This window comes from Tunicatimonas pelagia (assembly GCF_030506325.1).
Lineage (GTDB): Bacteria > Bacteroidota > Bacteroidia > Cytophagales > Cyclobacteriaceae > Tunicatimonas > Tunicatimonas pelagia.
In genome coordinates this window covers 6,948,164-6,961,443 of record NZ_CP120683.1, presented here as the reverse complement: position 1 = coordinate 6,961,443, position 13,280 = coordinate 6,948,164, and the positions used below count along the sequence as shown (strand labels likewise).

Genomic DNA, 13,280 nt, shown 5'->3' with positions numbered 1-13,280 from the left:
ATATTAATTATTGTCAATTATATAGTCTAGCACAAAAAGCTCAAGGCTGGCTTCAAACTCACTGAAACTATCTCCTACAATCAGTTGATTAACCGTTGTGGCTAACTCGGTTTCACTGCCCCGGAGTAGAATAGCATCTTCGCGGCGGGCATCTTCTTCAATTTTATCCTGAATAAAGTCGGTAAGGGTAATCCGGTACTGAGTATCATCGCCGAACTCATCATCCACTACCAATGACTGTGGTACACTTAACACTCGCTCGATTCGGTTCAGTCGGTCTACCTCAAAAATATTGAACTCAGTAGGAAATGGGGTGAGGTCGCTGTAAGTGTTTTTGACCGGACGTAGCACCAGCGTTGCTTCGGTAATAAAGTTTTGGGTAATCACTTCCCGAATATCGCGTAGCGAAGGAATCTCTACCTTAATGGCTGTCCCTGCTCCATTGTTGAGAAATGCCTGCCGAGCGGTTTCGGTGGATGAAACATCTTCGGATCGTTCACTAAGTTCTTCTAGCGGAGTGCCCACTCGGTCGTTGAGAATTTGATTAAACCGCAATTGATTGGCAGGAAAAACAAGTTCAAGCTCTTCCCCGCTTTCCTGGTAGTGAATGACCAATCTACTGGCGATCGTAAACCCCAGGAAACTTTGGGTAACTAACGTATCGGGAACCAGTACGAAGCCGGGATAGCGTTCGTCAAATTCATCAAAAAACAGATCTTGCTCCTCGATATCTACAAAGTCAAAGAGAGCCTGACCGTACTCATCATCCATCGGAATGGTGACCGAACCAAGGCGACGGGGACGAGGGGCGAATGTCAGTTGCCCTATCGGATTGTTGCGATCATACGAAAATTCGCTAAAGTCATACAGTACGTTATCATCTTCATCCAGCTCCAGTTCTTCGAGTAAAGGGTGTAGCATAAGTGTGATGTCTTGCGTGGTATCGTAGTAAGAATATCCATCGTAGAATAACTCAAATTCGGCGAAGAGGTACTCCGCACCCTCATCAGGAAAAGTCACTGAGTCGTTGCTAATCTGAAAGTGAGGTTGCGCTAGAATGCTACCTATATTTTCATCCTCTCGGTAGCCTACCAGATGTCGCTCGGTGTTGGAGGTGACTACCGAATCAATAGTTACGGTAGACAACCTAAGATTGATGGTATCAATAAATACCACGTCCAGAATCTCGCTACGGACAATATCTTCTCCCAACGGACTAGGAAAGTTGCACTGCCAAAGACTAATAGCTAAGAAAATAGCTCCGAAGTAAGTAAACCAAGCCCGCATCATTCCTCAATAAGGATAGAAAACTCTAAAGTATTACGCGAGTAAGCGACGAACACTCCCAACGCCCCGCTATTGAACACAGATGTTGGATTCCCGGGAGCCGCCGAGCTACCACCTGGCCCACCGTTACCAACCAGTTCGTTCAATTGTTCGTAGTAGCGATAGGTTTGTTCGTCTAATGAGCGAAGCTCAATTTTTACCGTATCGCCCACATCAAACCTTTGGTCAAAAAAGGTATAACTAACTTGGTTGCCATCAGCGAACTTATCATCGTAGAGGTAAAGGCCGTTATCGTCCAGCCGTTCGCCGTTGAGATAGATCACTAGGCGGTAGAAGTTTTCTTCCCCCTCCGGGTCGTTAAAGACACAAGTAACTTCGTAACCTGATTCCCCAGCGGGATTGAACTCTCTTTCATCAAAAACATACTGTAGTCGCTCAATCTCTATCGGTACAGGCATCGTACTGCTGGTAGTAACTCCCACACCTTCGTGCAGCACTGTGAGAGTGTAAATTTCGCCGGGTACTCCGCTAATGTCAACGGTTTGGTAAACACCTTCGTCCATTCTTATCAGCTCCTCCTGCCAACCTTCTGAGGTCGTTAGACTCACTCGTTGAACATCAACAGGTTGCGTCCCCTCGTCTCCGAAAAAATCGGTAGTCTGCGAAATACTTACCGTGAAGGGGCCATCGGTGTTGACAATCTGCCCTTCAATCACTAATCGGGCATCGGCATCGTTCAGATTGACGTCGATCACCTCTTCGCAACCCCACAATCCCAGAAATAATACACTGAAAATAAACTTCTTCATTACTCAAAATTTAATCGTATACGCTACCGATGGCACGAATTTGAACAAGGCTAACCGCACCGCTTCGGTGGTTCCAGGATTATCTTCACTTTCCTGGAAGTCAATGGAGAAGGCGTTCTCGCGCCCGTAGGCATTGTAGAGCGAGAAGTTCCAGGAAGACTCAAACTTATCCGTCTTTCGGCGTACCCAGTTTAGCCCCAAATCCAGACGATGGTAGTCGGGCATTCGGTAGCCGTTGCGTTCGGTGTAGTAGCTAACCGTGCGTCCGTCAATTTCGTACTTTCCGCTGGGGAAAGTAACGGCATTACCCGTAAAGTATACCCAGTTAAAAGAGAGTGATAGTTTAGAGTTGAACTGGTAGGTACCAACCAGCGAAATATCGTGGATGCGGTCTTGCCGGGCGGGGAAAGCCGCGCCATTATTGATCTCATCAAACATGCGCTCGCTGCGCGACAGGGTGTAGCTCAGCCAACCCGTGAATTGTCCCATATTCTTCCGTAGTAGAAATTCAATTCCATAAGCTTGACCTTCACCAAACAGTAGCTCGGCTTCAATATCTTCGTTCACAAATAAGTCGGCTCCGTTCTTATAGTCAATCACATTGTCCATCGTCTTGTAGTAGACTTCGGAAGAAAATTCGTAGCGACCCGACGAGAAATCGCGGTAGTAACCTAACGAAAACTGATTACCAATTTGGGGCTCCACGTAGGGCGAACTAGGCACCCATATGTCAGTCGGAGTGGTGGTAGTAGAATTAGAGAGTAAATGTACGTACTGATTATTGCGGGAGTAGGCTCCCTTAACCGATGCTGCATTACTAAGCCGATAGTTAAAGCTAATTCGTGGTTCCCAACCGTCGTAATACTGTACGGCTTTAAAGTCGTCGAAGGCCTGCTCACTAGTTACGTCACCATCTTCGTCGTACAGCTTGTACGTGCCTGGGCCAAGTACCTGGAATAGCGAATACCGCAGCCCGTAACGCAGCGAGAGTGAGGAGTTGATCTTATGCTCATCCGAAATATATACGGCACCTTCCAAGGCGTAACGGTCTTCCACTTTGGTATCGCCAAATCGTCCGCCTTCGCCTGATGAAGTAATCTCACCCGGCACAAAAGTGTGGTAAATCAGATTTCCCCCAAAGCGAAGCGTATGGTTGTTATTGAGGAAATAATCAAAATCCTGTTTGAGGTTCAAGTCCTGAATAGCCGAGCCAATTTCTACCTCATTATCACCGTCGTTGATCGATACTTTGTAATCGTAATCACTGTAAATCAACGAGGTATTGGAAAACAGCCGATCGCTAAACAAATGATTCCAACGAACGGTGGCCGTGGCATTACCCCAATCAAAACCAAAAGTATCTTCAAACCCGAAACGATCACGACCGAAGTAGCCCGAGACAAACACTCGGTTACGGTCATTGATGCGGTAGTTAGCTTTGGCATTCAGATCGTAAAAGTACAGTTGCGAATCTTCTAAGTCTTCAATATTGAATAGATCAAAGAACATATCCACGTAGGTGCGCCGCCCCGACACCATAAACGACCCTCTGTCTTTCACGATGGGAGCTTCCAGGGTCAATTTAGACGAAATCAAACCGATACTTCCAGTGCCAGAAAATTCTTTACTATTACCTTCTTTCATCCGAATATCCAGCACCGAAGATAACCGCCCACCGTACTGCGCCGGCATATCTCCTTTAATGACATTTACATCTTTGATTGCATCGGAGTTGAATACCGAAAAGAAGCCCAGCAAGTGGGATGCATTGTAGACGGTAGCCTCATCGAGCAAAATCAGGTTCTGATCGGCGTTGCCGCCCCGCACAAAAAAGCCACTATTACCCTCACCCGCTGCCTGAATACCAGGTAATAGTTGAATGGTTTTCAGCACATCCTTTTCACCAAACAGTACTGGTACATTGTCAATATCCTGGGGACGAATCTTCGCTACCCCCATATCTAGTGAGGTGATCGGATCTTCTTCTGATTCGGCTACAATGACTATTTCTTCCAGCGCCGTAGACTGGGGCATTAGCTCAACGTTGAGGGTAGTATCTTGCTCTAGGTTAATAGTAACTCGTTTCCTGACGTATCCAATGTACTGAATACTGAGGGTGTAAGAACCGGCTGGCAAAGAAAGCGCGTAGAATCCGTATACGTTGGTGACGGCACCAGTGCTGAGCGTCTCTACAACCACCGCCGCACCGATAAGATCTTCCCCGGTCTCAGCATCCCGGATGTTCCCGCTAATTGTCGATTGACTTTGAGCAAAAGAGCACAAGCTGAAACCCATAATCAGCACAAAAACTGATAGCAGTTTCTTGAAAGAAAATTGATTCATTACTGGGATAATTTCCAAAACACACCTCCAAAGATGGAAAGCTTGTAGGGTTCCTAAAAATAAAATCAACCAACTGGGGTAATTGCCCTATCAACCTGCTTATTACGTCAATATGACAAAAAGATAGGTTAATGCGGGTTTGAATGGTGCAAATGCATCATTGATTTATTAAACTCAACCAACTCGCTAATTTCCTCTACTAATCCAAAATGCCTCATCCAGATATTGCTGGTTTCCAAATCCCTGTTGGTGAAACGACCCCCCTTATTGGTAGGTGAAAGTGAGGGCTACGTTGATTTTAGTTTCGAGGTAGAAATGGCTCGCGTATTTTTAGGTTAAAAAGCGATTGACTACATCCAACACCATCAAGGGATTTCTTTTTTCTCTCTTACTGCTGAGCAGCAAAGTGACCCTTCACGCCCAAAACTCCCCAGGTTCACCCTACACCTACTTTGGTGTTGGGGATATTTATAACAAAGGTAGTGGTCACCATCTTTTGAAGGGTGGTACGGGCGTAGCCGACCGTAGTGAGGTTACCATTAATAATCTGAACCCAGCCTCCTACAGCAGCATCAGTAACCGTTTTACTTTTCTGCATGAATTCGGCGTTAGCCTAGCCACCGCAACCCAAAACGACGGTGATAACGAAGGGCGGCAAATTGCTCTGGATTTTCCGTACTTTATGATGGCCTTTAAAACCGGGAAGAAATCGGGAGCTTCGGTAGGTTTGCGGAAGTACAGCAATGTGAACTATAACATTTTTGGTACCGGGCAATTTAGCGGTATATCCGGAGAGTACCGGGTGCGCTATGAGGGATCGGGCGGGTTGAATGAAGTATACTTCGGCTACGGGCAAGCATTGAGCAAGCGACTATCCATTGGGGCTCATGTGTCGTATATCTTCGGTAATATTGAAAATACCCAGTGGGTTAACAGTACCGATATTAACTACAGCATTGGCATTGCTGATAATAATTACTTACGAACCTTCAACTGGGACGTAGGCGTTCAGTACGTACTTCCTATTAAAAACTCTTCACTAACATTTGGAGTAACTTACGATTTAGAGAATGATCTCTTAAGTGAGCGAGACCTTCTAATCTCCGAAATTGATGTCCAAGGAAGTGCCTTTCCGGATACTCTAGCACTAGAAGTACTGGAAGGCGAAGAGTATATTTTGCCGAACACACTTGGGTTCGGAATCTCGTGGAACCGAAATAACCGATTCAAGCTGAGTGCTGATGTACAGACGAAACTATGGTCCGCCTCAACATTGGAGGGGCAGGATTATAGTTTACGAGATAGCCGAAGGGCTTCCTTAGGATTTGAAAAACTTCCCAATTACCAAGCGAAGAGTTACCTAGGATATATTACGTGGGGCTTTGGCTTGTATGCCGAACAGTCTTACTTAGTACTAGATGGTGAAGGGTTGAACAATTCAGGTTTCACCGCTGGATTTGGCCTACCAATAGGCAATAAAGGAATGCTTCGGTTTATTCTCGAGCGGGCGTCTCGGGGTCAGCAGTTGAATGACTTCTTCAGTGAAAGTTATACCAAACTCACCATGAACATCACTTTTATGGACTTATGGTTTGTTAGAAGAAAGTTTGAATAATTGGGGCAACTTCTGAAAATACTGACGAGTTGAAAGGGTGGAAAAGAGGGCAAATTAGCTCCCAAAGCGGGGATGAAAAATCTACCTTTCGCCCTAACTAATTTGAAATTCGCCAGAAGCGGGTATAGCGAGATTGACGAATCAGGCCAATGGGACCCTTATAGATACCGCCATCTACGTACTTATCGTAGACTCGGACAGCGATGGTATTGAAGCTACCGGGGTTTAAAATATTGGCGGGAATAGTGTAGTTGCGAACCTGCTGATAGGCGGCATCATCCCTTAGATCGGGGCGGTCGTTACTGCGAAAGCCAGTGCTACCTATTTTTACTCCGTTCACATAGGTTTGATCGTAGTCATCAATTAACCCCAGTATTAGTAACATTTCGTCGCCAGAAAAATCTTCGGGTAAGAAAAACGTTTTGCGGTACCAAGCATAACCATCGTAATTATGAAACCCCTGGGCTTCCCAGAAGTAAGGCACCATAATTTTCTCCCAATCGCCATCGCCCAGGTCATTTTCCTTCCATCGGAGGTTATCTCCTAACGCAAAATTCCATACGCCTCGCAGGTCGATGTCTAATTGTGCTTCAGAGTCGTCAATCATCAGTCCCACCTTCCCCGCAATAATTCCACCGTCAATTTTAGAGTCGTAAACCCGGACTGAAATAACGTTCACGCCTTCAGGATTTAAATACTCGATGGGAATGGGGTAGCGGCGGTACGCCCGATAAGCAGTATGGAAGTAAGGAGGAAAAGAACCGGAAAAACCAATCAGCTTTCCGTTTAAGTACACTTCGTCTACATCGTCAATATACCCCAACGAAAGGTAGAGCCGGTTCTCCTCTACCGAGGTAGGCAATACAAAAGACTTGCGGTACCAGGCGTAGCCGTCGTAGCCATGAAACCCTCGACTTTCCCAGGGGGCTGGAGCCCGAATAGTTTCCCACTGGCGGTCGTCAAAGTCAGGGTCTGCCCACTGAATATTATCACCGATGGAGAACCGCCAGTCGCCGGCAAGGTCTAGTACCATACGCCAATCGCCAGCCAAAATACTTTGGCTAAATAACAAGCTCACAAGCAAAGTGAGCATTCGTACCGATTTGACTTGAAGCATACTGAATTCCTATTACACAATGTAGCAATGCTGAACCATCATTCAGCCTCTACTGGTATTTTCTGCTATTGAGCGGGCTTTCGGGTCTTAATCGCAATAGTTTGTTTTTGATAGTCAATAATAAACCCGTAACGTTTCATTACATCGGAACCGATGATTCCCGCAATTTTTAAATCGACCCGATTGCCTAAAGACGATACGATACCCGAAAGATCATACGTTTTAAATAATGCCTTAATGGGCATCGATCCAATTACCATATGAACGTTTTTAACCTTATGAATGGTTTGCCGCTTACCGCTTAATCCTAACACTTGCTGATTATTGGTGCTAGCGAGCAGTGGCTGAAAATCAAAGCGATTGGCTTCGTTCTTATGCAAAATAGTCATATCTGAGCCAGTATCTACCAAAAAATAGGCCGACTTTCCGTTCAATTCAACTTTAATAATGGGTTTATACTGCCAGTTTACCACTTTAACGTATTCGTAGGTTTCACTCGTAAATCCTGAGAGTAAAACCCCAATGAGCGACATGAGTAGGGTTTGTTGTTTCATCCGTAGGGGCTTTATGTTGTTATTTTGAAGTACGAAAATTGCCCCACAACATTTGCCACCGTACCGTCAAAGCTTGTAAAAAAATGTCACATGTAGACGAATGATGACCGGTGAGTGATGAATAATTGGTAATGATTGATGAGTAATGAATAATGATTGATGAGTAATTTTTGACTATCGCTCATCAGTCATTATTTATTGAAATTATGGAATTAGTTTGTACCCCACTCCGTGAATCGTGAGAATATGGCGAGGGTCGTTGGGGTTTGTTTCAATCTTTTGACGGAGTTTCACGATAAAATTATCGACCGTACGGGTGGTAGGTTGATCGTCTTCGTACCCCCAAATATTTTCTAATAAATCGTAGCGGCTCACGGGTTGCCGAGCATGATCCCAGAGGTAGCGAATAATCTCAAACTCTTTATGCGACATCTTAACGGGTTCATCATCGCTAAATGCTTCGTAAGCATCGAGAAAGATCTTAAGTCGGCCAAGTTCAATGATATTGCTCTTTGCCGAAAGGGAAGGGGGCACAGAAGCTGTAGGTTGGCGACGAAGCACCGCCTTAATTCGAGCTAACAGCTCCCGTAAGCTGAAGGGCTTGGTGATATAGTCGTCAGCTCCCAGCTCTAAACCACGCACTTTGTCAATCTCTTCACCCTTTGCAGTGAGTAAAATTATCGGGGTATTATTACCTTTCTTACGCGTGGCTTTGCAAATCTCGAAGCCTGACATACTCGGAAGCATTACATCAAGTATCACCAGATCAAATGATTCGTTCAAAATTCTCTGCAAGCCTTCTTGTCCATCGCTGGAAGTAGCTACCTCGTATCCCTCAAACTCCAGATTGTCACCTAAGCCCATTCGCATACTAGGCTCATCTTCCACAATTAGTATTTTCTTCATTCGTTAGCAATTAGTTTACCCACGCGGTAGCAGATAGGAAAGTTGAGTCGAAAGTTGCTACCCTTGTTGGGATAGCTGGTTAATGTAATTGTTCCTTTGTGGGCATCCATAATATACTTCACTAAACTAAGTCCCAACCCAGTTCCCGAACGGGGTGACCCATCAGAAGAGGGGGCAGTAGGCTTGGTGGGGAGAGAAGACGAAACCCGGAAAAACTTATCGAAGATGGCCTCCTGATTTGCTTCCGAAATGCCCATTCCTTTATCTTGAATTTCAACGAAATATTGGTCTGCACTAATGCCCGTCAGCACCGAAATATCTTTGTGCTCGTCGCTGTACTTAATGGCGTTGTCTAGCAGATTGATGATTGCCTCGGTAATGCTTTCCCGATCACCATTAATCGTCAATTCTGTTTCAGATAGGCGCGAGTGATAGTGAAACCCTTCGTTTTTCAGATGAAAGTCGTAAGATTCCAGTACGCCAGTCACTACTTCATTCAGGTTAATAGGCTCAAAATGAAAGTGATGTTTTCCGGCTTCTATCTTCGAGAAGTTTAAGATTTTATTCACCATACTGGTGAGGCGCTGCGATTCCTGGTTTACAATGCGGTAGTACTCATGCTTCTTTTCCTCACTTTTTACCCGACCCATCATTAGTGTTTCTGAAAACATGCTGATAAGGGCAAGTGGCGTGCGAATTTCGTGGGAGACATTGGAGACAAAATCGGATTTGATTCGAGCCAATTCAATTTCTTTTTTAATGGTTCGGAATACAAACCAAGCACCCAGCAGTAGTACGGCATTTAGCCCGACAATCAAAAATAAATTAGTGCGAAAACGCTGTTCGGCCAAAGTAGGAGCCTCTTGCTCTTCCAATTGAATTGTTAAGTAGTAATCCGGAAACAGCCACAGAGGTTTACGCGGTGCTCTACTGATACCATGCTTTACGTGATTAGCAGTGGTGTACAGTGGTACTTCGGCTAGTTGTTGGTGTACTGAGATTATAAGCTCCTCTTGTGCTATAGCGTGAATGCGGGGGCCTAAAAAATCGTTAACAAACACCGTAGGATCTAGTATGAAGCCGTAGATCGTTGTTGGATTGCTCGAGGCAGTGGGTAAAAAAACCAAGAACTCCAAGGAAGAAGTATCAGAAAAGAATGGCTCAATTTTTAAATACCCGTTTTCCCTATAATTGAATAAGCGATGTACTACTGGCCGTTGTGCTTGAATAATTTGGGGAATAATTTCTTGGCTCACGGAGAAAAAGGCTTCGCCCTCATTGGAGTAGAGACTAATTTCAGATGCCTCTAACGAATCCATGATAAAAGCTTCTTTAATTGCGTAGTTCTCACTAAAAAACTGATTGAACTCTTCGCTATTCTGCCATAAACTGTCTTGCAGCAAGTTGCTCCAATCCCGTGTCCACGACCGGGCAATATCTTCGGAATACTGATTTACTGAAAACAAAATAGCCTCCAACTGATCGTTGTAGATTTCCTCGATCAGCAGTTCATTCTCCTGCGCTGTCTGTAGCTCCCGAACCGAATAAAAGATAGCCGGAAGCAGAAAAACAATCAGCAGAACCAAACCAACCTTGGTAAGTGAACGGGGCATATTGGAAGCTGTTTCTTGGGAAAGTTACAAAAAATGCTGAACTCGCGTTAGCTAATGAAGCCAGTCATCGCTACTGTACTTACTAATTTTCTCTACGTTTGATGATCGTTACTTTTTAATTTCTTTCATCTCTCGAATGGTTTTGGTGGTGGAATAGCCGTCTACAAAATCAATCAGAACTACCTGTTGGGCAAATTCCCGACCTACCACTTCTTCCAGTTTGTAATCTCCTCCTTTTACTAAAATGTCGGGTTTAATATGCGAGAGCAGCTCGTAGGGAGTGTCTTCCCCAAACTTAATTACATAATCTACGCAGGCTAGGCTTTGAAGAATAAACGCCCGGTCATCTTCATGGTTAATCGGACGGCTGTCCCCTTTCAATCGCTTTACCGAAGCATCGGTATTCACCCCGACCACCAATACATCTCCTAACTCACGAGCAGCTTGTAGGTAGGTAACGTGGCCTCGGTGCAAAATATCAAAGCAACCGTTGGTGAAGACGATGGTGTGGCCGTTTTTACGGTGCTTATCTAATGTGGTAAGCAACTCCTGAAGTTCAGTGATAATGGTTTGGCTCATATGATTATCAAGGTGGAAAATTCTTGGCAAAGTTGTGCAAAAATACCCGCATTCGCCCCTTTTCTTCTTCGGTTAAATTTATCTGAGGCGGAGCTACCAAACCATTTCCGATTCCTATCTCAGCCAGAGCAAACTTGAGTCCGGCAGTTACGGTACCACCATCTTGATAAAGGTTTTGGCTGATCTGCATGACTAGTTGATGTAAGCGTTGAGCGGTTTCTAATTTCTGCTGTTGTACTGCTTCGTAAAGCTTTACGTACAGTGAGGGGAAAACATTTGCCCCGCCGTTTACTCCACCACTGGCTCCCAGCAAGGTTGTTTCCAGTAAAAATTCTTCCGGCCCTAAGAAGTAGGGAAATGCTGCGCTTTCGGAGCGTAGCTGATTCAACCGATGAAAGTGCATGATGTCTAACGAGCTATCTTTATAACCGACAATATTGGGTAGCTTCAGCAAGGCTATGATAGTTTCTCGCGCTAAGCGATTGTGGGTATGACTCGGAATATCGTACAAAAACAGCGGGAGTGGACTTTGGTTAGCTAGCTGTTCATAGAACTGATAAATGGCTAATTGACTTGCCGGAAAGTAAAATGGTGGGGCAGCTACTACCGCTGCAGCCCCGTGTTCTTTGGCTATCCGCGCCCAGTCTAGTGCGTGCGCTAAGCAGGTATCGGAAATGCCTACTAGCCAGGGCAGTGAAGTTCCTACCTCGCTGCCCAGTTGTTGAATTATATTTAGCTTTACCTGATTGCTTAGGCTAGGAGCCTCTCCGGTAGTGCCTAAAATGAAGAGACCGTGTATTTTACCCTCCATTAAATGGGATAGCAGCTTGGATGTAGCCGATTGATCCAATTTCATTTGTTCGGTAAGTGGTGTTACCATAGGGGGGACAATGCCGTGTAATTCAGATACGTTACTAGTGGTCATATGTCTCGGTAGTATTGCTTTTTTGCGTCCAGACGGTAAGTCCAGTTAACGATTTTCGGTTGGTAAAGATGAAGCTTAGTAGATATGCTAACACCATAAATAGTAAATTTACCAGCACACCCACCCAGTATGATTGTACACTCATAGTCCATTTTTCGGGTAACCATCCTACTAAACTTAAACCGAGGTATCCATTGACTATTACTGAGATAATTAACGCTACTGAAGCGGCTCGGTAACCCACTCGGGTAGTGAAGAACCCCAGGAGAAACAAGCCTACCAAACAACCTCCGAAAACCGAAGCAACAATCCAGCTTAAGTCGTTGATACTTTCTTTTTCAATGGTCGAGAAGAACACGGCACCGCCAATCATCAGGATAGATACGCCAATGGCAATTAGTCGAGCCGCCAGTAAGTACCGCCGATCCGACTGGTTCTTCATCCAGTAAGGCTTCAGAATATCTACTACCGTTACAGTAGCAATAGCGTTGATACTAGAGTCTAAAGTAGACATGCCCGCAGCTAAAACTGCTGCTAATATCAATCCGGCTACTCCGGCGGGCAAATTGGTCAGGATAAAGTACGGAAAAACCTGATCGGCCTCCAGCCGAGTGATGGTAATATTGGGAAATACCGTATAAAATACGAATAACGTAGTGCCAATAAAGAAGAACAGTGCCCAAGTGGGGAGAGCAATCACCGAATAAATGATGGTGGCTTTTTTTGCCTCCCGAGTACTGCGGGCGGCTACGTAGCGTTGAATGATGTTCTGATCGCTGGAGTACATTGCTAGAAAGTGAAAGATGCCCAGTAGGGCAACTGTCCAGAACGTTCGTTCATTCAAATTCCAATCAGTGCTACCTACGCTAAATTTTTGGTATTCTTCGGCTACGCTAAATACTTGAGAAAGCCCATCAGGTAATTGGTTAACCATCAGGACTAAACAAAGTATGCCGCCTAACCAGAGCACAATAGCCTGAACTACATCAGTCCAAATAACGGCTTCTATTCCTCCGATAACGGTATAAAAGCTAATAAATAACCCTAAAAAACTAATAACTGTGATGATAGGAATTCCAGTAAAAAGATTTACCGGAATGGCTACTAAAAACAAAATTTGCCCAATTCTAAGAATTTGGAGTATTAGAAAGCTTAATGTGCCGTAGAGGCGGGCTACTGATCCGAATCGTTCTCCCAAATACTCGAAGGCTGAAGTGAGTTGTCCGCGCCGGAAAAAAGGAATGAAAAATAGAATGGCCAGTACGGCTGCCAACGGCAGCATCAGATTGGAAATAAACTGTCGCCAATCCAGCGTAAATGCTGCTGCCGGGAAGGCCAGAAACGTAATAGAACTAATTGAGGTGGATAGCATGGATAAACCAATGACCCATCCTTTGAAGGAACGGTTACCTACGAAGTATTCTTCCGTACTATTGTTTCGGCGGGCAAAGTAAAAGCCAAGAGCAACCATCCCCAATAAGTAGAGCGACAGGGTGATAACATCAAGGGGAGATAGAGCTACTTCCATAGAC

General features: G+C 44.9%; 11 protein-coding genes. 1 reads left to right on the top strand and 10 read right to left on the bottom strand.

The window, feature by feature from the left end; all coding sequences use genetic code 11:
* Nucleotides 1–3 precede the first annotated feature (3 nt).
* Genes P0M28_RS29525 through P0M28_RS29515 form a run of 3 tightly spaced genes read right to left on the bottom strand, consistent with a single transcriptional unit; the run spans nt 4 to nt 4,439 of the window.
* Nucleotides 4–1,290 carry a DUF4270 family protein gene (locus tag P0M28_RS29525; protein ID WP_302207109.1) on the bottom strand — a complete coding sequence of 429 codons (1,287 nt, stop codon included), beginning with the start codon at nt 1,288–1,290 and terminating at the stop codon, nt 4–6.
* A complete protein-coding gene (locus P0M28_RS29520) occupies nt 1,287–2,096 on the bottom strand; it encodes a DUF4249 domain-containing protein (RefSeq protein ID WP_302207108.1) in 810 nt (269 codons plus the stop codon). The genes P0M28_RS29525 and P0M28_RS29520 overlap by 4 nt, the downstream gene beginning before the upstream one ends.
* A 3-nt stretch (nt 2,097–2,099) precedes the next feature.
* Nucleotides 2,100–4,439 carry a TonB-dependent receptor gene (locus tag P0M28_RS29515; protein ID WP_302207107.1) on the bottom strand — a complete coding sequence of 780 codons (2,340 nt, stop codon included), beginning with the start codon at nt 4,437–4,439 and terminating at the stop codon, nt 2,100–2,102.
* Nucleotides 4,440–4,785: 346 nt separating this feature from the next.
* Between P0M28_RS29515 and bamG the strand changes: the two genes are divergently transcribed.
* Nucleotides 4,786–6,054, top strand: coding sequence for a BamG family beta-barrel-assembly machinery protein (gene bamG / locus P0M28_RS29510; protein WP_302207106.1), 1,269 nt, complete (start codon nt 4,786–4,788; stop codon nt 6,052–6,054).
* A gap of 97 nt (nt 6,055–6,151) precedes the next feature.
* Here the strand turns inward: bamG and P0M28_RS29505 are convergent, their stop codons facing one another.
* The 7 genes from P0M28_RS29505 to P0M28_RS29475 all read right to left on the bottom strand — a co-directional run bounded on the left by P0M28_RS29505 (nt 6,152) and on the right by P0M28_RS29475 (nt 13,276).
* Nucleotides 6,152–7,171: a beta galactosidase jelly roll domain-containing protein gene (locus tag P0M28_RS29505; RefSeq protein WP_302207105.1), complete on the bottom strand. Its 1,020-nt coding sequence runs from the start codon at nt 7,169–7,171 to the stop codon at nt 6,152–6,154.
* 65 nt (nt 7,172–7,236) lie between these two features.
* The gene (locus tag P0M28_RS29500; RefSeq protein WP_302207104.1) at nt 7,237–7,725 is read right to left on the bottom strand and encodes an aspartyl protease family protein; all 489 of its coding nucleotides are present in this window, start codon (nt 7,723–7,725) and stop codon (nt 7,237–7,239) included.
* A 204-nt stretch (nt 7,726–7,929) separates the two neighbouring features.
* Nucleotides 7,930–8,631, bottom strand: coding sequence for a response regulator transcription factor (locus tag P0M28_RS29495; protein WP_302207103.1), 702 nt, complete (start codon nt 8,629–8,631; stop codon nt 7,930–7,932).
* On the bottom strand, nt 8,628–10,244 hold the full coding sequence (locus P0M28_RS29490; RefSeq protein ID WP_302207102.1) for a sensor histidine kinase: 1,617 nt from the start codon (nt 10,242–10,244) through the stop codon (nt 8,628–8,630). Before P0M28_RS29490 ends, P0M28_RS29495 begins: the two co-directional genes overlap by 4 nt.
* A gap of 108 nt (nt 10,245–10,352) precedes the next feature.
* Nucleotides 10,353–10,823 carry a D-glycero-beta-D-manno-heptose 1-phosphate adenylyltransferase gene (gene rfaE2, locus P0M28_RS29485; protein ID WP_302207101.1) on the bottom strand — a complete coding sequence of 157 codons (471 nt, stop codon included), beginning with the start codon at nt 10,821–10,823 and terminating at the stop codon, nt 10,353–10,355.
* 7 nt (nt 10,824–10,830) lie between these two features.
* Complete coding sequence (locus P0M28_RS29480; RefSeq protein ID WP_302207100.1) at nt 10,831–11,748, bottom strand: dihydrodipicolinate synthase family protein; 918 nt, start codon at nt 11,746–11,748, stop codon at nt 10,831–10,833.
* On the bottom strand, nt 11,738–13,276 hold the full coding sequence (locus tag P0M28_RS29475) for a sodium:solute symporter family protein (RefSeq protein ID WP_302207099.1): 1,539 nt from the start codon (nt 13,274–13,276) through the stop codon (nt 11,738–11,740). The genes P0M28_RS29480 and P0M28_RS29475 overlap by 11 nt, the downstream gene beginning before the upstream one ends.
* Nucleotides 13,277–13,280: the final 4 nt, after the last annotated feature.